This is a genomic window from Rhodanobacter sp. Root480 (assembly GCF_001426645.1).
In the GTDB taxonomy this organism is placed as follows: Bacteria; Pseudomonadota; Gammaproteobacteria; order Xanthomonadales; family Rhodanobacteraceae; genus Rhodanobacter; species Rhodanobacter ginsenosidimutans.
This window is the reverse complement of the sequence record NZ_LMEX01000002.1, coordinates 977,856-999,124: the sequence shown is the minus strand read 5'-3', so window position 1 is coordinate 999,124 and position 21,269 is coordinate 977,856. Positions and strand designations below refer to the sequence as shown.

The 21,269-nt window shown below is 68.4% G+C and carries 13 protein-coding genes; 12 read left to right on the top strand and 1 reads right to left on the bottom strand.

Annotated elements, in window-relative coordinates; genetic code table 11:
- The first annotated feature begins 22 nt into the window (after positions 1 to 22).
- A complete protein-coding gene (gene xylA / locus ASD22_RS11415) occupies positions 23 to 1,363 on the top strand; it encodes a xylose isomerase (protein ID WP_056083186.1) in 1,341 nt (446 codons plus the stop codon).
- Between the two features lie 279 nt (positions 1,364 to 1,642).
- On the opposite strand, the gene ASD22_RS11410 is transcribed toward xylA, so the two are convergent.
- On the bottom strand, positions 1,643 to 2,719 hold the full coding sequence (locus ASD22_RS11410; RefSeq protein WP_056083183.1) for a LacI family DNA-binding transcriptional regulator: 1,077 nt from the start codon (positions 2,717 to 2,719) through the stop codon (positions 1,643 to 1,645).
- A gap of 209 nt (positions 2,720 to 2,928) precedes the next feature.
- Between ASD22_RS11410 and ASD22_RS11405 the strand changes: the two genes are divergently transcribed.
- The 11 genes from ASD22_RS11405 (at position 2,929) to ASD22_RS11355 (ending at position 21,153) form a co-directional block, all read left to right on the top strand.
- On the top strand, positions 2,929 to 5,058 hold the full coding sequence (locus tag ASD22_RS11405; RefSeq protein WP_156459022.1) for an alpha-glucuronidase family glycosyl hydrolase: 2,130 nt from the start codon (positions 2,929 to 2,931) through the stop codon (positions 5,056 to 5,058).
- Between the two features lie 2 nt (positions 5,059 to 5,060).
- On the top strand, positions 5,061 to 7,073 hold the full coding sequence (locus ASD22_RS11400; RefSeq protein WP_082520234.1) for a sialate O-acetylesterase: 2,013 nt from the start codon (positions 5,061 to 5,063) through the stop codon (positions 7,071 to 7,073).
- 22 nt (positions 7,074 to 7,095) lie between these two features.
- Positions 7,096 to 8,346: a D-mannonate dehydratase ManD gene (gene manD, locus ASD22_RS11395; protein WP_056083181.1), complete on the top strand. Its 1,251-nt coding sequence runs from the start codon at positions 7,096 to 7,098 to the stop codon at positions 8,344 to 8,346.
- A gap of 59 nt (positions 8,347 to 8,405) precedes the next feature.
- Positions 8,406 to 10,025 carry a glycoside hydrolase family 43 protein gene (locus tag ASD22_RS11390; protein WP_235577635.1) on the top strand — a complete coding sequence of 540 codons (1,620 nt, stop codon included), beginning with the start codon at positions 8,406 to 8,408 and terminating at the stop codon, positions 10,023 to 10,025.
- An 83-nt stretch (positions 10,026 to 10,108) separates the two neighbouring features.
- Positions 10,109 to 12,760 (top strand): glycoside hydrolase family 3 C-terminal domain-containing protein, encoded by a 2,652-nt coding sequence (locus ASD22_RS11385; RefSeq protein ID WP_056084231.1) that lies wholly within the window; start codon positions 10,109 to 10,111, stop codon positions 12,758 to 12,760.
- 12 nt (positions 12,761 to 12,772) lie between these two features.
- Positions 12,773 to 13,819 carry a sugar kinase gene (locus ASD22_RS11380; protein ID WP_056083178.1) on the top strand — a complete coding sequence of 349 codons (1,047 nt, stop codon included), beginning with the start codon at positions 12,773 to 12,775 and terminating at the stop codon, positions 13,817 to 13,819.
- Positions 13,816 to 15,264 carry a mannitol dehydrogenase family protein gene (locus ASD22_RS11375; protein WP_056083175.1) on the top strand — a complete coding sequence of 483 codons (1,449 nt, stop codon included), beginning with the start codon at positions 13,816 to 13,818 and terminating at the stop codon, positions 15,262 to 15,264. The genes ASD22_RS11380 and ASD22_RS11375 overlap by 4 nt, the downstream gene beginning before the upstream one ends.
- Positions 15,265 to 15,299: 35 nt before the next feature.
- On the top strand, positions 15,300 to 16,118 hold the full coding sequence (locus ASD22_RS11370; protein WP_056083172.1) for a fumarylacetoacetate hydrolase family protein: 819 nt from the start codon (positions 15,300 to 15,302) through the stop codon (positions 16,116 to 16,118).
- Entirely contained in the window at positions 16,115 to 17,716 is a 1,602-nt protein-coding gene (locus tag ASD22_RS11365) for an aldehyde dehydrogenase family protein (protein ID WP_056083169.1), read from the top strand. The genes ASD22_RS11370 and ASD22_RS11365 overlap by 4 nt, the downstream gene beginning before the upstream one ends.
- Positions 17,716 to 19,740, top strand: a complete 2,025-nt coding sequence (locus ASD22_RS11360) for a YjhG/YagF family D-xylonate dehydratase (RefSeq protein WP_056083166.1) — start codon at positions 17,716 to 17,718, stop codon at positions 19,738 to 19,740. The genes ASD22_RS11365 and ASD22_RS11360 overlap by 1 nt, the downstream gene beginning before the upstream one ends.
- Before the next feature lie 99 nt (positions 19,741 to 19,839).
- The gene (locus ASD22_RS11355; RefSeq protein ID WP_056084228.1) at positions 19,840 to 21,153 is read left to right on the top strand and encodes a gluconate:H+ symporter; all 1,314 of its coding nucleotides are present in this window, start codon (positions 19,840 to 19,842) and stop codon (positions 21,151 to 21,153) included.
- The last annotated feature ends 116 nt before the right edge of the window (positions 21,154 to 21,269 follow it).

Here is a 21,269-nt window from a genome sequence, read left to right as displayed (position 1 = left end):
ACCTATCCACCAGGACACCATCATGAGCACCCCCTTCATCGGCAAACGCGAGTATTTCCCCGGCATCGGCGCCATCCCCTACGAGGGCATCGGGTCGGACAATCCGCTGGCGTTCAAGCATTACGACGCCAACAAGAAAGTCGGCGACAAGACCATGGCCGAGCACCTGCGTTTCGCGGCGTGCTACTGGCACAGCTTCTGCAATGCCGGCCACGACCCGTTCGGCCCCGGCACCCGCGTGTATCCGTGGGACAAGCACGCCAGCACCGCGCTGGGTCGTGCCGAGGACAAGATCGACGCCGCGTTCGAGTTCTTCACCAAGCTCGGCGTGCCGTACTACTGCTTCCACGACATCGACATGTCGCCGGATGCCGATGACATCGGCGAGTACGAGAAGAACCTCAAGCACATGGTCGCGCTGGCCAAGGAGCGCCAGAAGTCCACCGGCATGAAGCTGCTGTGGGGCACGGCGAACCTGTTCAGCCATCCGCGCTACATGAATGGCGCGGGCACCAACCCGGACTTCGCCGTGGTGGCGCGTGCGGCGGCGCAGATCAAGGCGGCGCTGGAAGCCACCGTGGAGCTGGGCGGCGAGAACTACGTGTTCTGGGGCGGCCGCGAAGGCTACGCCTCGCTGCACAACACGGACACCAAGCGCGAGCTCAACAACTTCGCCAAGTTCCTCACCGCCGCGCGTGACTACGGCCGCAGCATCGGCTTCCAGGGCAAGTACCTGATCGAGCCGAAGCCGATGGAGCCGATGGGCCACCAGTACGATTTCGACTCCGCCACCGTGGTCGGCTTCCTGAAGCAGAACGGCCTGGACAAGGACTTCTCGCTCAACATCGAGGCCAACCACGCCACGCTGTCGGGCCACACCTTCGAGCACGACCTGCAGATCGCCTCCAACCACGGCATGCTGGGCAGCATCGACGCCAACCGCGGCAATGCGCAGAACGGTTGGGACACCGACCAGTTCCCCACCGACCTGTACGACACCGTGGGCGCGATGATGGTGGTGCTGCGTCAGGGTGGCCTGGCCCCGGGCGGCCTGAACTTCGACGCCAAGGTGCGTCGCGAATCCACCGACCCCGATGATTTGTTCATCGCCCACGTCGGCGGCATGGACAGCTTCGCGCGCGGCTTGGAAGTGGCCCATTCGCTGCTCAACGCCTCGCCGTGGGAGAAGTGGCGTGCCGAGCGTTATGCCAGCTTCGATGCCGGCAAGGGCAAGGACTTCGCCGAGGGCAAGCTCGACCTGGCCGCGCTGCGTGATCTGGCGGTCGCCCAGGGTGAACCGACCCAGCGCAGCGGCAAGCAGGAGCGCTACGAGAACCTGATCAACCAGTACCTGATGCGCTGAACCCCAAGCCACCCGTGTCGCCGCAGGGGCGGCGGCACGGTGTGACACCACGGGCAATCCGGAGCGACACGGACCGAGGGGGTGGACATGGCAATGGATATTCATGGCGCCACGCGCGCCATGCCCGGCGGCATCGTTCATTCGTCGCGGGCAGATGCGGGGCTGGAAACACCGGTCGATGCTGTCGGCCGCGTGGCTTTCGGCCTGCGGCGCCCCGTTTCATTTCCTGGCACGACACGCAAGGGCGTGTCGTGCCAAAGCACGACGCGCGCAGCTGCCTCAGCTGCGCGTCTTGGCGGCCGTCTTCGCCGGCGCCACGGAGCCGCGCATCACCAGCTGGTGCGCCACCACCTGATCGACCACCACGCGGGTTTCGTTGCCGTTGCGACGGATGGCGCGCAGCAGGATGTCGATCGCCGAATCGGCCATGCTGGAGATCGGCTGGCGCACGGTGGTGAGCTCGGGCCACACCGTGGTCGCGGCCGAGGTGTCATCGAAACCCACGATGGACAGATCCAGCGGCACCCGCAATCCGCGTCGGTGCGCCACCGAGACGGCCGCCGCGGCCATGTCGTCGTTGCTGGCGAAGATCGCGGTGGGCGGCTTGCGCAACGACAGCAGCTTCTCGACCGCCTCCAGCCCGGAGCGGTAGGTGAAGTAGCCCTGCTGCACCAGTTCGGCATCCCGCGCGATGCCCGCTTCCTTGAGCGCGGCTTGGTAACCCTCGAAGCGGCGCTGGCTGGCCATCTGGTTGGGGTGGCCCTTGACGCACGCGATGCGCGTGTGACCCATGTTGATGAGGTGTTCGACGATCTCCTTGCTGGCCAGGAAGTCGTCGATGCGCACGCTGGAGATGTCGTGGATGAAGTGGCCCGAGGCCACCGCCACCACCGGCACGCCGGCCTTGGTCAGTTCCTCGATCACCACCTTGGATTCGCACAGCGGCGGCGGCAGGATCACCCCGCCCACGCTCTTGGCCAGCGCGCGCGCGGCCTTGCGTTCGGCGGCGGCATCCAGCGTTTCCCAGCTGTCGATCACCAATTGCGCGGCGGTGCGCTCGGCGCCATGCAGCGCGCCCAGCAACAGCTCGCGCAGGTAGGCGCCGCTGGGGTTGGTGTAGATCAGCGCGATGCGCACGTCCTGCGCGGCGGCAAGCGAACTGGCCGCCTGGTTCGGCACGTAGCCCAGCTCGCGCACGGCCTGCATCACTTTTTCGCGGGTCGTTTCGCGCACCTTGGCGTGGCCGTTGACCACCCGCGACACCGTCATTGGCGATACTTCGGCGAGAACCGCTACCTCGTCGATGGTGACGGCACGCCCTTTCCGGCGAGCCGATTTCTTGCCTGTTGTCTTCAATGCCGTTTCCTTTCAGCAGTGCGCGTCGCGTTGCGCGGGCCCGTTGCCAGATTCCCGGATCCCCATCCCCACGAGGTCCAGCCATGCGCGCATGTTTGCATATGTTAGCGATAACATTCTGTTGTGATGCCAATCATCGTTCATGGCGCAGGCTTTGGGGGTTGAATCGTAGCCGTTCGGGCGTTGGCTCGCGCCTGCTGGTCACGGGTCTGGCGGTGCTGTTCGCATGCCTGGGCGCCGGGCGCGCCCACGCCGAGGACGGCCATGATCTGTGGCTGCGCTACCACGCGCTCGCCACCGCGCCGGCAGGTATCGATACCCGCCAGGCCGTGCAACTGGTCGCAGGGCAAGGCTCGCCGACCGCGAAGGCGGCCAGCGGCGAACTCGTCCGTGGCTTGGGCGGCCTTCTCGGCAAGACGCCGGAACTGTCGGGCGCAGTCAGCCGCGATGGCGCGCTGATCGTCGGCACACCCGCCTCGTCACCCGTGGTGGCCGGCCTGCACCTGGACACCCGCGAGCTGGGGCGCGAGGGCTACCTGATCAAGAGCGTGGTGGTGAACGGCCACCCCGCCACGGCGATTGTCGGCAACGACGACATCGGCGTGCTGTACGGCAGCTTCCGCTTCCTGCGCCTGCTGCAGACAGGGCATCCGGCCACCAGCCTGGACCTGCGCGACCGGCCGCAGGTGAAGTTGCGCGTGCTCGATCACTGGGACAACCTCGACGGCAGCGTGGAGCGCGGCTATGCCGGCGCCTCGATCTGGGACTGGTGGAAACTGCCCGGTTACCTCGACCCGCGCTACGCCGATTACGCCCGCGCCAATGCCTCCGTCGGCATCAACGGCACCGTGCTCAACAACGTCAACGCCGATCCGCTGGTGCTTACGCCCGCCTACCTGAAGAAAGTGGCGGCGCTGGCCGGGGTGTTCCGCCCGTGGGGTATCCGCGTGTATCTCAGTGCGCGTTTCAGCGCGCCGATCGAGATCGGTGGCCTGAAGACGGCCGATCCACTCGACCCGGCCGTGCGCCAGTGGTGGCGCGACAAGGCTGACGAGATTTATCGCGTGATCCCCGACTTCGGCGGCTTCCTGGTCAAGGCCAACTCCGAAGGCCAGCCCGGCCCGCAGGACTATCACCGCACCCACGCCGACGGCGCCAACATGCTGGCCGACGCGCTGGCGCCGCACGGCGGCATCGTGATGTGGCGCGCCTTCGTCTACTCCGAGCACGACCTCGACGACCGCACCAAGCAGGCCTACAACGAGTTCAAGCCGCTGGACGGCACGTTCCGCGACAACGTGCTGCTGCAGGTGAAGAACGGCCCGCTGGATTTCCAGCCACGCGAGCCGTTCAGCCCGCTGTTCGGCGCGATGCCGAAGACGCCGCTGATGATGGAGTTCCAGATCACCAAGGAATACCTGGGCTTCGCCACGCATCTGGTCTACCTCGGCCCGCTGTGGGAGGAAGTGCTGCGCGCCGACACCTACGCCAAGGGCAAGGGTTCCACCGTGGCCAAGGTGGTCGACGGTCAATTGGACGGCCATACGCTGACCGGCATGGCCGGCGTGGCCAACATCGGCACCGACCGCGACTGGAGCGGCTCGGTGTTCGACCAGGCCAACTGGTATGCGTTCGGCCGCCTGGCATGGGACCCGACACAGTCCGCCCGCGCCGTCGCCGACGACTGGGCGCGCATGACCTTCGCCCCCGACGACGCGGTGGCCAAGCCCATCGTGGGCATGATGATGGCCTCGCGCGAAGCGGCGGTGGATTACATGACGCCGTTGGGCCTGGCGCACCTGATGGGCGCCGGCCATCACTACGGCCCCGCGCCGTGGGACGACAGCCTGCCGCGTGCCGACTGGAACCCGGTTTACTACCACCGCGCCGACAAGAATGGCATCGGCTTCGACCGCACCCGCAAGGGCAGCGACGCGGTGGACCAGTACGCGCCGCCGGTGGCCGCGGAATTCAACGATCTGAAATCGACGCCCGACGCCTACCTGCTGTGGTTCCACCACCTGCCGTGGGATTACCGCATGCGCTCCGGCCACACGCTGTGGGACGAGCTGGTGATGCATTACAGCCACGGCGTGGACGAGGTGAAACAGATGCGCGCCACCTGGAAATCGCTGGATGGCCGCATCGATGCACAGCGCTACGCCCAGACCGCCGCGTTCCTGGCCATCCAGCAGAACGAGGCGCAATGGTGGCGCGACGCCAGCATCGCCTACTGGCAAAGCCTCAACCATCTGCCCCTGCCGGCCGGCTACGCGCCGCCCGCGCATACGCTGGATTACTACAAGAGCCTTTCCTTTCCCTACGCACCGGGACACTGACCATGGCAACCACACGCCCGCCCATCGGCACCAAGACCCTCCGCCTCGCCTGCCTGCTGCTGGCGCCCTGCAGCCTGCTGGCGGTATCCGTCGCACAGGCGGCGGACAAGCCGCTGCTGGACCCGTTGTTCCAGGATCACGCGGTGGTGCAGCGCGACCGGGCGATTCCGGTGTGGGGCCAGGCCAGCCCGGGTGAATCGCTGAAGATCGCGCTCGACGGCAAGACCGTCAGCAGCCGCGCCGGCGCCGACGGTCACTGGCAGGCTTCGCTGCCGGCCTTGCCGGCCGGTGGCCCGTACACGCTGAGCGTGACCGCGGCCGACGGCAGCAGCCAGACGGCCAAGGACATTCTCGTCGGCGATGTGTGGTTGTGCAGTGGCCAGTCCAACATGGAGTTGCAGGTACGCCGTACGTTGAACTTGAACAGCGAAACCAGCGGCGCCAACAACGACCGCATCCGCATGCTCACCGTGCCGCAGACCGGCGCATCGGCGCCGCAGGATCATTTCGCCGCACCGGTGCAATGGAAGTCGACCACGCCGCAAAACGTGCCGGATTTCTCCGCCACCTGCTACTACTTCGCGCGCGAATTGCAGAAGACCGTGGACGTGCCGATGGGCTTGATCAACGCCTCCCTCGGCGGCTCGCGCATCGAGCCGTGGCTGAGCGCGCAGGCACTGCGCAAAGTGGGCGGCTACGACGAAGCACTCGACACGCTGGCGTTGCACGCCAAGGATCCGCAGGCCGCCGCCGCGCAGTGGGGCACGTTCTGGGTGAAGTGGTGGAGCCGCCAGCCACAAGTGAAGAAAGGCGACGAGCCGTGGAACCCTGCGGCTTCCGATACCGGCTGGAAAGCAGCGCCGAAAACCCTGGTCGATTACCAAACCTGGGGTGTGCCCGAGCTGGCCAGCTACACCGGCATGCTGTGGTACCGCACCACCGTGACCTTGACCAAACAGCAGGCTGCGCAGGACGCCACGCTGGCGATCGGCAACGTGGACGAGATCGACCAGACCTGGGTGAATGGCCGCGGGGTGGGCAGCAGCAGTTACGGCGGCAGCCCACGCATTTATCGGCTGCCGCACGGCCTGTTGCATGCCGGCAAGAATCTGATCGTGATCAACGATCTCAACACCTATCTGGCGGGCGGCATGATGGGGCCCTCCGACACGCGCGTACTGAAATTCGCCGATGGCAGTTCGGTGCCGCTCGACACCAACGGCTGGCAGTATCGCGAGGTACCCAGGGACATCGGCACGCCGCCACTGGCGCCATGGTTGACGGTCTCGGGCAAGACCACGCTCTACAACGGCATGATCGCGCCGCTGGGTCACTACGCGTTCCGTGGCGCGCTGTGGTACCAGGGCGAATCCAACACCGGCGAGGCGGACCAATACCGCCGCCTGCTGGAAGCCTATCGCGATGATCTGCGCGCCCAGTTCGGGGCCAAGCTGCCGCTGCTGATCGTGCAACTTTCCAGCTACGGCCCCGCACCCACCAAGCCAGCGGAAAGCGGCTGGGCCGGGGTACGCGAGGCAGAGCGTCTGGTGGCCGCCGAAGACCCGCACTCGGGGCTGGCCGTGGCCGTGGATATTGGCGAACGCTACGACATCCATCCGGCCAACAAGCAGGAGCTGGGCCGCCGCCTGGCCCGCGCCGCACGGCATGTGGTCTATGGCGAATCGCTGCCGCCATCCGGCCCGCTGCCCGTCGCCGCCACGCGCGAGGGTGACACCGTCGCGGTCAGCTTCCGCGATGTCACCGGCAAGCTGGTGGCCTACAGTTCGAATCATCCCGTCGGCTTCGAGCTGTGCGGCACGCAGGCCAATAGCTGCAGCTACGCCGATGCCGACCTGCGCGACGGCAAGGTGCTGCTGCATCTGGACACGCCGCCCGCCCACGGCATCGCCCGCGTGCGCTACTGCTGGGCCGACAGCCCGTTCTGCACGCTGTACGACGAAGCGGGCCTGCCCGCCGTGCCGTTCCAGCTCGATATCACCTCTTCCCCGCACTGAACCCGATCCCGAGGACATCCCCGTGAGCAACACAAACGAAACTCCTACCCGCGGTTCCTCGCACGATCGCGAAATCGTCGAGGCGAAAGTCATCGTCACCTGTCCGGGGCGCAACTTCGTCACCCTGAAGATCGTCACCCGCTCGGGCGTCGAGGGTCTCGGTGACGCCACGCTCAACGGCCGCGAGCTGGCGGTGGCGTCGTACCTGCAGGATCACGTGGTGCCCAACCTGATCGGCCGCGACGCCGGCCAGATCGAGGACATCTGGCAGTTCCTCTACCGCGGCGCCTACTGGCGGCGCGGCCCGGTGACGATGAGCGCGATCGCCGCGGTGGACGTGGCGCTGTGGGACATCCTGGGCAAGATGGCGGGGATGCCGATCTACCAGTTGCTGGGCGGCCGCTCGCGCGAAGGCGCGCTGGTCTACGGCCACGCCAATGGCCGCGACATCGCCGAGGCCTCCGACGCGGTGGGCCGGTTTATCGAGCAGGGCTTCCTGGCGGTGCGCGCGCAGTGCGGCGTGCCGGGCATCAAGAAGGCTTACGGCGTCTCCAGCGCGAAGGGCTACGAGCCGGCCGAGAGCGAGCTGCCGCTGGAAACCACCTGGAACACCCCGCGCTACCTGGGCGTGGTGCCGAAGCTGTTCGAACAGCTGCGTGCCGACCACGGCGCCGAGGTGGAATTGCTGCACGACGCCCACCATCGCCTCACGCCGATCGAGGCCGCGCGGCTGGCCAAATCGTTGGAGCCGTACCGCCTGTTCTGGCTGGAGGACGCCACCCCGGCCGAAGACCAGAAAGCGTTCGAGCTGATCCGCCAGCACTCGGTGACGGCGCTGGCGGTGGGCGAGGTGTTCAACTCGATCTGGGACTGCAAGCACCTGATCGAGAACCAGCTGATCGACTACATCCGCACCACCATCGTGCACGGCGGCGGCATCACCCACCTGCGCCGGCTGGCCGACTTCGCCGGGCTGCACGGCGTGCGCACCGGTTTCCACGGGGCCACCGACCTGTCGCCGGTGACGATGGGCGCGGCGCTGCACTTCGATACTTGGGTGCCCAACTTCGGCATCCAGGAATACATGTTCCACACCGACGAGACCGATGCGGTGTTCCCGCATGACTACGTCCTGCGCAACGGCCGCCTGCACGTGGGCGACACGCCCGGACACGGCGTCACCATCGACGAGAAGCTGGCCGCGAAATACCCGTACCAGCCCAAGCAACTGCCGATCGCGCGCCTGGAAGACGGCGCGATGTGGAACTGGTGATGACGATGCCGACACGATCATTCAAGGCGTTGCTGCTGTGCCTGCTGGCCAGCTGCGGCATGGCGGCCCAGGCGGCCGAGCCGGTGCTGTTCGACTGGTTCGATTACCAGGGCCACGACCGCGCGTTCGAGCAGCCGCTGCCGGCCGGCCACTTCCGCAACCCCGTGCTGGCCGGCTTCTATCCGGACCCCAGTGTGGTGCGGGTGGATGACACGTTTTACCTGGTCAATTCCAGCTTTGCCTACTACCCGGGCATCCCCGTGTTCGAGAGCAAGGACCTGGTGCACTGGAAACCCGTCAGCCACGTGATCGACAAACCGACCACGCTGGACTTCGATGGCTTGAACATGTCGCGCGGCGTGTTCGCGCCCGCGATCAGCCATCATGACGGCACGTTCTACGTGGTCAACACCGCGGTGGACAGCGGCGGCAATTTTGTCAGCACCGCGAAAAGCGCTGCCGGCCCGTGGTCCGATCCGGTGTGGCTGAAGGGCGTGGGCGGCATCGATCCGTCGCTGTTTTTCGACAAGGACGGCAAGGCCTACCTGCTCAACAACGACGAGCCCGAGGGCAAGCCGTTGTACGAAGGCCATCGCGCGATCTGGCTGCGGCAGTTCGATCCGGTTTCGCTGAAACCGGTGGGGAAACGCCAGGTCATCATCAACGGCGGCACTGACCTCGCGAGGAAACCGATCTGGATCGAAGGCCCGCACATCTACCAGCGCAATGGCTGGTATTACCTGATGTGCGCCGAGGATGGCACCGGCCCGCAACATTCCGAAGTGGTGTTCCGCAGTCGTTCGGTGTGGGGCCCGTATGTGCCGTACGAGGGCAACCCGATCCTCACCCAGCGCGACCTGCCCGCCGATCGCGCCAATGCGATCACCAATGCCGGGCACGCCGACTTGGTGGAAGCCGCCGACGGCAGCTGGTGGGCGGTGTTCCTGGCCAGCCGCGCCTATGACGGCACGCACTACAACACCGGCCGCGAGACCTATCTGCTGCCGGTGGAATGGAAGGACGACTGGCCGATCATCCTGCCCCACGGCCAGGCGATTCCGCAGGTGGTGAAGGGGCCGGCCTTCATGCAGCGCAATGCCTCGCAGGCGCCGTTGAGCGGCAACTTCGACGCGCGCGATGATTTCGACAGCACCACGCTGGGCAGCGAGTGGCTGTTCGCGCGCACGCCGAAGCAATCGTGGGCGGATCTGTCCTCGCATCCCGGCAAGCTGGCCATCCATCCGCTGGCGCAGGATCTGGACACGCTGAAGAATCCGTCCTACCTGGCCCGCCGCCAGCAACACCTGGCGTTCGACGCCAGCACCGCGCTGGCGGTGCCGGCTGCGGGCGTCGAGGCGGGTATCGCGGCGTACCAGAACGAGCACTACTGGTACGCGTTCGGCGTCAGGCACGAGGGCGATCACCTGCGGCTGTCGCTGCGGGTGCATCGCGGCGACCACAAGGCTGTCGTCGACAGCGTGGTCCTGCCAGCCAACGTGGGCAAGTTGACGTTGAAGATCAGCGGTGACGGCAAAGCCTACGGTTTCGCCTACGATGACGGGTCGGGCTGGAAGTGGCTCGAACGCCAGGCGGACGGCACGCTGCTCAGTACCGATGTGGCAGGCGGATTCATCGGCGCGACGGTGGGTCCGTATGCGCGTCGACTCGACAACCAATGAAAACGCAAAAGGGAACGATGACTATGGCGAAGCGACAGGCGTGGCGCGGCATGTTCCGCACGACAATGGCGGTGGCTCTGGGCATGGCCCTGGTTTCGCCCGTGTTCCCCTTGCATGCGGAGGGCCACGCCGACGCAACGTCGTCGGCCGCGTCCACACCGGTCTATCGTGATCTCAGCCGCAGCTTCCACGATCGCGCCGCCGACCTCGTCGCGCACATGACGCTGGAGGAAAAGGCCGCGCAGATGCAGAACACCGCGCCGGCGATCCCGCGCCTGGGCGTGGCCGCGTACGACTGGTGGAACGAGGGCCTGCACGGCGTGGCGCGCGCGGGCCAGGCCACCGTGTTCCCGCAGGCGATCGGCCTGGCGGCCACGTTCGACGTGCCGCTGATGCATGAGGTGGCCACCGCCATCAGCGACGAGGCGCGCGCCAAGTACAACGAGTTCCAGCGCAAGGACAGCCACGGCCGCTACGAGGGCCTCACCTACTGGTCGCCCAACATCAACATCTTCCGCGACCCACGCTGGGGCCGCGGCCAGGAAACCTACGGCGAGGACCCTTACCTCACCGAGCGCATGGGCGTGGCCTTCGTCACCGGCCTGCAGGGCAATGACGCCAAATATCGCAAGCTGGACGCCACCGCCAAGCACTTCGCCGTGCACAGCGGGCCGGAGGCCGACCGCCACCATTTCGACGTGCATCCCAGCGAGCGCGACCTCTACGAAACCTACCTGCCCGCGTTCCAGACGCTGGTGCAGGAGGCCGACGTCGATGCGGTGATGAGCGCCTACAACCGCGTCAACGGCGAGCCCGCCACCGGCAGCCCGCGCCTGCTGGAACAGATCCTGCGCAAGGACTGGGGCTTCAAGGGTTACGTGGTCTCCGACTGTGGCGCGGTGGAGGACATCTACAAGCACCACAAGGTGGTCGACACCGTCGAGGCGGCCAGTGCGCTGGCGGTGAAGAACGGCGTGGACCTGGACTGCGGCACCGAGTACGCCGCCCTGGTCAAGGCCGTGCACGACGGCCTCATCAAGGAAAGCGAAATCGACGTCGCGCTCACCCGCCTGATGCAGGCGCGCATGCGCCTGGGCATGTTCGACCCGGCCAGCAAGGTGCCGTGGTCCGACGTGCCGTATTCGGTGAACCAGTCGCCGCAGCACGATGCGCTGGCGCGCCGCGCTGCCGTCGAATCGATGGTGCTGCTGAAGAACGACGGCGTGCTGCCGTTGTCGCGCGACGTCAAGCACATCGCGGTGATCGGCCCCACCGCCGACGACACCATGGCCCTGGTGGGCAACTACCACGGCACGCCGGCCGACCCGGTGACGATCCTGCGCGGCATCCGCGAGGCCGCGCCGCAGGCGAAGGTGGTGTACGCGCGCGGCGTCGATCTCGTGGAAGGCCGCAGCGATCCCACCGGCATGCCGCTGGTGGAGGCGCAATACCTGCGCCCGTCCGCCGGCGATGCCGAGCGCGGCCTGCGCGGCGAGTATTTCCGCAACACCGACCTGTCCGGCACGCCCGCGCTGGTGCGGGTGGACCCGGTGATCGGCTTCAACTGGGATCGCGGCTCGCCCACCGACAACCTGCTCGCCCGTGGCGAAGCCCAGCCGGACCAGGCGGTGCCCAGCGACAACTTCTCCATCCGCTGGAGCGGCCAGCTGCTGCCGCCGGTGAGCGGTGACTACGTGCTGGAAGCGGCCGCCAACGACGGCGTGCGCGTTTACCTGGACGGCAAGCCGGTGATCGACCGCTGGGAACGGGCCGACAACCTCACCGCCACCCAGGTCAAGCTGAAGCTGGAAGGTGGCCACGCCTACGACATCCGCGTGGAATACAAGGAACTGGAACGCGATGCCGGCGTGCGCCTGGCCTGGCGCATGCCTGGCGCCAAGGCGCCGTTCCAGGCCGCGCTCGATGCGGCGAAGGATGCCGACGTGGTGGTCTTCGCCGGTGGCCTCACCAGCGACGTGGAAGGTGAGGAAATGCGGGTGAACTACCCGGGCTTCGCCGGTGGCGACCGCACCGACCTGCGCCTGCCCGCCACCCAGCGCAAGCTGCTGCAGGCACTCGAAGCCACTGGCAAGCCGGTGGTGCTGGTGCTCACCAGCGGCTCCGCACTGGCGGTGGACTGGGCCAACCAGCACCTGCCCGCCGTGCTGCTGGCGTGGTACCCCGGCCAGCGCGGCGGCAACGCCGTGGCCGACGTACTGTTCGGCAACGCCGATCCGGCCGGCCGCCTGCCGGTGACGTTCTACAAGGCCAGCGAAAAGCTGCCCGCGTTCGACGACTACCGCATGGACGGCCGCACCTACCGCTACTTCAAGGGCGAGCCGCTGTACCCGTTCGGCTACGGCCTGTCGTACACGAAGTTCACCTATGCGGATCTGAAGCTCAACCACGACAAGATCGGCAAGGACGACAAGCTGCACGTCACGGTGAAGGTGCACAACGCCGGCAAGCGCGCCGGCGACGAAGTGGTGCAGCTCTACCTGCGCGGGGTCGGCACGCCGCACGAACGGTCGAACAAGGACCTTCGCGGCATCCAGCGCATCACCCTGGAACCGGGGCAGACGCGTGAAGTGTCGTTCGACGTTTCACCGGCCACCGACCTGCGTTACTACGACACCAAGAAGGCGGCCTACGCCGTCGACGCGGGACGTTATGAAGTGCAGATCGGTGCCTCCAGTGCGGACATTCGTGCCACGCAATCCTTCACCGTCAACTGAGTCGCCGGCTTGATGATGTCCAATGCACCACGGCAGACGCGCGGCGAAAGCCGCGTCGTCTGTTTCGGCGAACTGCTGTTGCGCCTGTCGCCGCCGGGGCAGGAGCTGCTGCTGCAGTCCCCGCACCTCGACGCACGCTTCGGCGGCGCGGAGGCGAATGTCGCCGCCTCGCTGGCCATCCTCGGTCACCGCAGCGCCATGGTGACCGCACTGCCGGACAACGCCATCGGCCACGCCTGCGCCGCCGAACTGCGGCGTCATGGCGTGGACACAGCCGGCCTCCGTTTTGCGGATGGCCGTATGGGCGTCTATTTCATCGCACCCGGTGCCATGCAGCGCCCTACCGAAGTGGTCTACGACCGCGCCGGTTCGGCGTTCGCATGCACCGCGGCCACGGCGCACGACTGGCCACGCCTGCTCGATGGTGCCCGCTGGTTGCACCTGTCAGGCATCAACCTGGCCCTGGGCGATGCCAGCGCGCAGTCGGCATTGGCCGCCGTGCGTGCGGCACGCGATGCCGGCGTCAGCGTCTCGTTCGACTGCAATTACCGCAGCAAGCTGTGGGGGGCGCGGGCGGCACAGGCCCCGGCGCTGCTGCGCGAGGTGTTGGCCGAGGCCGAGCTGGTGTTCGGCAACGAGCGCGACATCGCATTGATCCTGGGTGCGACGTTCGACCAGGGCGATGCCCAACAACGTTTCCGTGCGGCGGCCGAGCTGGCCTTCGCCACGTTCCCACAACTGCGCCTGATGGCCGCTACCGACCGGCGCCACCTGGACGTGGACACGCATGACCTCAGCGGCCTGCTGGCCACGCGCCAGCAGGTGCTGACCACGCGGACGCATCGCCTCGCCCGCATCGTGGATCGCATCGGTGGCGGTGACGCCTTCGCCGCGGGTTTGCTGCACGGCCTGCTGCGCGACATGGGCGAGCAGGACGCGCTGGATTTCGCCATCGCTGCCGCCAGCCTCAAGCACTCGGTGCTCGGCGACGTGAACCTGCTGCGCGAGGCCGACATGCTCGCGCTTCTTGCCCAGGAAGGTTTCGAGGTGCGGCGTTGAAGGCACCGGCTGCACGCTTGTCCGCTGCCGTGTTGCCGACGTTGCCGGCCACGGTGATCCGCCCGAACTACGACCTGGCCGCCGTGCGCGTCGGCATCGTGCACCTCGGCCCCGGCGCGTTCCACCGCGCGCACCAGGCGGTGTATGTCGACGACCTGCTCGCCGATCACCCCGATTGGGGCATCTGCGGTGTTTCCCTGCACAGCGCCGGCGTGCGCGACGCGCTGCGCCCGCAGGACGGCCTGTACACGCTGGCCTTGCTGGGCGAACAAACCTCGCTGCGGGTGATCGGCGCGATCCGCGAACTGCTGGTGGCCAGCGAAGACCAGGCCGCCGTGCTGGCGCGGTTGGCCGAGCCGGCGGTGAAGCTGGTCACGCTGACCATCACCGAGAAGGGCTACTGCCTCGCCGGTGAGGATCTGGATCTCGCCCACCCCGACATCGCGCACGACCTCGCCGCGCCGCAGACACCGCGCAGCGCCATCGGCTACGTCGTCGCCGGTTTGCGCGAACGGCGTGCCCGCGGCATCGCACCGTACACCGTGCTCAGTTGCGACAACCTCGCCGGCAACGGTCATCGCCTGCGCCGCGCCGCGTTGCAATACGCGGCGCGTGTCGATGCGGAGCTGGCGGCGTGGATCGAGGCCGAGGTGGCGTTCCCCTGTTCGATGGTGGACAGCATCACCCCCGCCACCGACGACGCGCTGCGCCAGCGCGTGGCCGACGCACTGGGTTGCGTCGATGCTTGGCCGATCCAGCGCGAGGCGTATACGCAGTGGGTGATCGAGGACCGTTTCTGCAATGAGCGCCCGCCGTTCGAGCGCGCCGGCGCCACCCTCAGCCGCGACATCGCCGGCTACGACCGCGCCAAGCTGCGCCTGCTCAACGGCCCGCATTCCACGCTGGCCTATCTCGGTTCGCTGATGGAGTTGGAGACGGTGTCCGCGGCGATGGCCGAGCCGTTGCTGGCCGGCTTCATCGAGCGGCTGATGCGCCAGGACATCGTGCCCTCGCTGCCGGCGTTGCCGGGTTTCGATCCGCAGGCCTATGTCGACGCCATCCTGGCCCGCTTCCGCAATCCGGCCATCCGCCACCTGCTGGCGCAGATTGCCTGGGACGGTTCGCAAAAAATTCCGGTGCGGCTGCTGGGCACGATCGCCGAGGCGCTGGCCGCGGGCCGGCCGATCGAGCGCTTGTGCCTGCCGGTCGCGGGTTGGTTGCACTTCGTGGCGCGCCAGGCGCGCAACGGCGTGGCCATCGTCGATCCGCTGGCCGACACCCTGGCGCGCTGCGGCGCGACGGGTGACGTCGATGCCTTCCTGGCGCTGGACGGCGTGTTCGGCGCGCTGGCCGGCGATACCCGTTTCACCACCGCGCTGCGCGCCGCGCACGCCGCACTGGCGCCGGCCACGCCGGACGCGGTGCGGCACGCGCTGAATAACTGACCCACCTTTCTCACCCCGATTTCCTGGAGCCTCCGATGCCTGCCAACCTGACCCGCCACACCACCGCCGATGGCCCGCGTTGGGCTTTGGACGGCCATTACCTTCCCGTCGATTTCAGCCTGTCGGCCTGGCTGGCCTTGCCGGCCGAGGCGGCGCAGGCGCAACTGGCCTCCGCCGCCCGCGGCGCGTCGGCCGATGGCGCCCTGCTGGCGCCGATCGAGGACGCGCAGGAAGCCTGGGCCAGCGGCGTCACCTACCTCAGCAGCCGCATGGCGCGCGAGGCGGAGTCGCAGAGCGCCGACGTGTACCAGAAGGTGTATGCGGCGGCGCGGCCGGAGTTGTTCTTCAAGGCCTGCGGATGGCGTACCAGCGGCCACGGCCAGGGCATCCGGGTGCGCGCGGACAGTGCCTGGAACGTGCCCGAGCCGGAACTGGTGCTGGTGCTGGACAGCGCCGGCGGCATCCGCGGCTACGCGGTGGGCAACGATGTTTCCTCGCGCAGCATCGAGGGCGAAAACCCGTTGTACCTGCCGCAGGCCAAGGTCTACGACGGCGCCTGCGCGATCGGCCCGGGCATCCGCCTGTGCCCGGTCGACAGCCTGCGCGACCTGGCCATCGCGCTGCAGATCCGCCGCGGTGGCGCGGTTGTATTTGCCGGGGAAACCCGCAGTTCGCAGATCAAGCGCGCGCTGGAGGAACTGGCCGGCTACCTGTTCCGCGAGCTGACCTTCCCCCACGGCGCCTTCCTGTTCACCGGTACCGGCATCGTGCCGGATGAAACTTTCACCCTGCAGGCCGGCGATGTCGTGAGCATCGACATCGGCGGTCTGGTTCTGGAGAACCCCGTATCATGAGCAATCCCACTTCCATGCAACCCATTCTTGTCGACGGCCGCTGGGTCCAGGCGCAGGCGCCGGAAGGCAGCTTCCACGCGTTCAATCCCTCGCAGGGGCAGGAGCTGGACGCGCACGATTACCCGATCTCCGGCTGGGCCGATCTAGACGCGATGCTGGACGCCGGCCAGCGTGCCGCCGCCGAGATGGCGCAGTTGCCGGGCGAGCGCATCGGCGCCTTCCTCGACGCCTACGCCGCCGCCATCGAGGCGCGTGCCGACGCCCTGGTCGAAACCGCGCATCGCGAAACCGGCTTGCCGCTCGAAGGGCGCCTGCGCAATGGCGAGTTGCCGCGCACCACCGGCCAGTTGCGCCAGGCCGCCAAGGCCGCGCGTGACGGCAGCTGGGCCCGGCCCACGATCGACACCGCCGCCGACCTGCGCTCCGTACTCGGCCCGTTGGGTGGCCCGGTGCTGGTGCTGGGGCCGAACAATTTCCCGTTCGCCTTCAATGGCGTCTCCGGCGGTGATTTCGCCGCCGCTTTTGCCGCCGGCAACCCGGTGATCGCCAAGGCCCACCCGGCCCATCCGCATACCTCGCAGCTGCTGGCGGAAGCCGCGCTGGAGGCGCTGCAGTCCAGCGGCCTGCCGACGGGCGCGGTGCAGATGTTCTTCCACACCAGCAACGAGCTGGGGCTGCGTGTGGTGGCCGATCCGCGCACTGCCGCGGTGGCGTTCACCGGCAGCCGTCCGGCCGGCATGGCGATCAAGGCCGCCGCCGACGCGGCCGGCACGCCGGCCTACCTGGAGATGTCCAGCGTCAACCCGGTGTTCGTGCTGGGTGGCGCGCTGCGCGAGCGCGGTGCGGCGATCGCCGCCGAGCTGGCCGCCTCCTGCGCGATGGGCGCGGGCCAGTTCTGCACCCGCCCGGGCGTGACGGTGTTGCCGCCGGGCGCGGACACCGACGCCTTCGTGCAGGAAATGCAGCGGCTGACCGCGGCCACGCCCGCCGGCGTGCTGCTGACCCCGCGCAGCCCGCAGCTGGTGGCCGAGGCGGTGAACGCGCTGCGCGACGCCGGCGCCGAGCTGCTGGCCGGCGGCGAGATCGCCACCGACAGCGCCGGTTACGCGTTCCAGCCGACCTTGCTGAAGGTGTCCGGCAGCCGCTTCGTCGAGGCGCCGCGTGCGCTGCAGAACGAGGCCTTCGGCCAGGTCAGCCTGCTGGTGCTGGCCGAGTCGCAGGCGCAGTTGCTGCAGATCGCGCAGGCGCTGGAAGGCAACCTCACCGGCACCATCTACAGCGACACCGCTGGCGCCGACGATGCCGAGTACGACGCGCTGGCCCCGGCGCTGCGCCACCGCGTCGGCCGCCTGATCAACGACCGCATGCCCACCGGCGTGGCGGTGTCGCCCGCGCAGAACCACGGCGGCCCGTTCCCGTCCACCGGGCATCCCGGCTTTACCGCCGTCGGCATCCCGGCCTCGCTGCTGCGCTTTGCCGCGCTGCACAGCTACGACCACGTGCGCCAGCAACGGCTGCCGCCATCCTTGCGCGACGCCAACCCCACCGGTTCGCTGGTGCGCCTGGTTGACGGGCAGTTGACCACGGCCGACCTGTGATGGCCGGCGTGCAAAGTGACGATGCCTTGCTGGATGCCATCCTGGGTGACGGCACCCCGCTGACCACCACCCGCACCTCCGGCGAAGGCCCGGCCGGCAGTTTGCCGGTCGATGACACCACCCTGCGCGAGGCGCCCAGCGGCCACCTGTTCGGCATGACCCAGAACGCCGGCATGGGCTGGCGCGCCAGCGAGATCGGGCGCGATCCGTACCTGATCCTCAGCACCCAGGGCGGCCTGCGCGCCGCCGACGGCAGCCCGGTGGCGCTGGGTCTGCACACCGGTCATTGGGAGATCGACAAGCTGGTGCGCGCGGCGGCCGAGACGCTGGCCGAGCAAGGCGGCCTGCCGTTCTCGGTGATGTGCTCGGACCCCTGCGACGGGCGCACCCAGGGCACCACCGGCATGTTCGACAGCCTGCCGTACCGCAACGACGCGGCGATGACGATGCGCCGGCTGGTGCGCTCGCTGCCCAACCGCCGCGGCCTGCTCGGCATCGCCACCTGCGACAAGGGCCTGCCGGCGATGATGATGGCGCTGGCCGGCAGCCGCGACCTGCCCGGCGTGATCGTGCCCGGCGGCGTGACGCTGCCCGCGCGCGGCGCCGAGGACACCGCCAAGGTGCAGACCATCGGCGCCCGCTACGCGCACGGATTGATCGACCTGCAACACGCCGCCGCGATGGGCTGCCGCGCCTGCGGCTCGCCCGGCGGCGGTTGCCAGTTCCTGGGCACCGCGGCCACCTCGCAGGTGATCGCCGAGGCGCTGGGCATCGCGCTGCCACACACCGCGCTGGCGCCGTCCGGCGAGCCGGTGTGGCTGGACATGGCGCGGCGCGCGGCGCTGGCGCTGGTGCGTCTGGTCAAGGCGGGCACGCCGATGTCGGCCATCCTCACCCGCCACGCGCTGGAGAACGCACTGGTGGTGCACGCCGCGTTCGGCGGCTCCACCAACCTGATGCTGCACGTGCCGGCGATCGCCCACGCGGCCGGCCTGGCGCCACCCACCGTGGCCGACTGGACCGCCGCCAACCGCGCCACGCCGCGCCTGGTCGACGCGCTGCCCAACGGCCCGCGCCACCATCCCACGGTGCAGGTGTTCATGGCCGGCGGCGTGCCCGAGGTGATGCTGCACCTGCGCGAGATGGGCCTGCTGCACCTGGACGCGCCCACCGTCAGCGGCCGCACCGTCGGCGAGAATCTCGATTGGTGGGAACACAGCGCCGCACGCCGCATCGCCCGCGAACGCCTGCGCGAACTGGACGGCATCGATCCGGCCAACGTGATCATGGGCCCGGACGCGGCCCGTGCCGCGGGGCTCACCTCGGCGCTGGTGTTCCCGGTCGGCAACCTTGCGCCGGACGGCTCGGTGATCAAGGCCACCTCGATCGACCCGACCGTGGTCGACGACGACAACGTGTACCGCCACACCGGCCCGGCGCGCGTGTTCGCGTCCGAACACGACGCGATCGTGGCGATCAAGCGCAAGGGCGAAGGTGCGGTGGTGGCGGGCGACGTGGTGGTGCTGGCCGGCTGCGGCCCCGCCGGCACCGGCATGGAGGAAACCTACCAGCTCACTTCCGCGCTGAAATACCTGCCCTGGGGCAAGCACGTGCCGGTGCTGACCGATGCGCGTTTCTCCGGCGTCTCCACCGGCGCCTGCATCGGCCATGTGGGGCCGGAAGCGCTGGCCGGTGGCCCGATCGGGCGGCTGCGCGACGGCGACTTGGTACGCATCGAGATTGATCGCAACACCTTGCAGGGCCGGATCGATTTCATCGGCACCGACCCGGCACAACCGTTGCCACCGGAACAAGCGACAGCCTTGCTGGCCACGCGCGCGATCCACCCGGCGATCGCACCGCATCCGAAGCTGCCCGACGACACGCGCCTGTGGGCCGCGCTGCAGGAAGCCAGCGGCGGTACCTGGGGCGGCTGCGTGTACGACGTGGATGCCATCGTGGAAACGCTGCGCGCGGGACGCGAGGCGCTGGCACGGCAACGCGGGGAGCAAGCCAGCAGTTGATCGATCACGCCGGCGCTCCGGCGCCGGCACACCACCACGTAGCGCCGGCCCAGGTCGTCGCGGTCATGCATGAAGCTGTTCGCACCAGGGGAGTACTGGATGGTCACGTTTCTCATCATCGCCGCGGCTATCGCGGTGCAGATCTTTCTCACCGCGCGCAAGGTCAGCCCGTTCCTGTCGCTGCTGCTGACCGCGATCCCGATGGGCTTGCTGCTGGGCATGTCGCCGCAGGAGCTGCTGAAAACCATCGACCACGGCGTGGGCAGCACGCTGGCCGGGCTGGCGCTGGTGATCATCCTGGGCGCGGTGCTGGGCAAGGTGCTGGAGGAAAGCGGCGCGGCGGAGAAGATCGCCACCACCCTGGTCGCCACGCTCGGCCTGCGCAACATCCAGTGGGCCTTGTTGCTGACCGGTTTCATGGTCGGCATCCCGCTGTACTTCAACGCCGGTTTCATCATCCTGATCCCGCTGATCTTCTCGCTGGCGCGGCGCACCGGCTTGCCGATCCTGCAGCTGGCCATTCCCACCGTGGCCTCGCTCAGCACCACCCACTGCTTCCTGCCGCCGCATCCGGGGCCGGTGTTCCTGGTCAACACCTTCGGCGCCGACATGGGCCACACCCTGATGTACGGCGTGGTGCTGGCGATACCGGCGGTGGTGATCGCCGGCCCGTGGCTGGCGCGGCGGATGAAGGCGATCAACCCGCCGATGCTGGAGCTGTTTGCCGGCTCGACCACCACCCACCAGTCGCCGCCGGGCGCATGGAGCTCGTTCCTGATCGCGCTGTCGCCGATATGGCTGATCGGCCTCTCGGTACTGGCCGACGGCGTGCTGCCCAAAGGCATCCTGCGCGAGACCCTGATGTTCCTGGGCAACCCCACCATCGCGCTGCTGCTGGCCACGGTGGCCGCGTTCTACTGGCTGGGTTACCGCCGCGGCGCGGCGCTGGAAACGCAGACCCGCTGGCTCAACGCCGCCATCAGCGGCATCTCGGTGATCCTGCTGATCATCACCGCCGGCGGCGTCTTCAAGCAGGTGCTGGTGGACAGCGGCGTGGGCGCCACCATCGCCGAGCTCAGCCGCACCTGGCAGATGACGCCGTTGCTGTTTGCCTGGATCGCCACCGCGCTGCTGCGGGTGATGATCGGCTCATCCACCGTGGCCGTGCTCACCGCCGCCGGTGTGGTCGGCCCGCTGATCGCCACCACCGGCGCGTCGCCGGAGCTGATGGTGCTGGCGGTGGGCTGCGGCAGCGTGTTCGGCTCGCACGTCAACGACTCGGCGTTCTGGATGTTCAAGGAGTTTTTCAACCTCTCCATGAAGCAGACCTTCCTGTCGTGGACGGTGATGGAGACGACGATCTCGCTGATCGGCCTGGCCGGCGTGTTGCTGTTGAACATGGTGGTGGGCTGAGCCTGCCCCTGCATCGCCTGCCGGGCTGACGATGGCCCACGCGCGGGCCGCGGGAGCTGTCGCCCCGCGCGTCCGTGGTCCGGTGCAATGCATCGGGAGAAAAGAGGCCGCTTGCC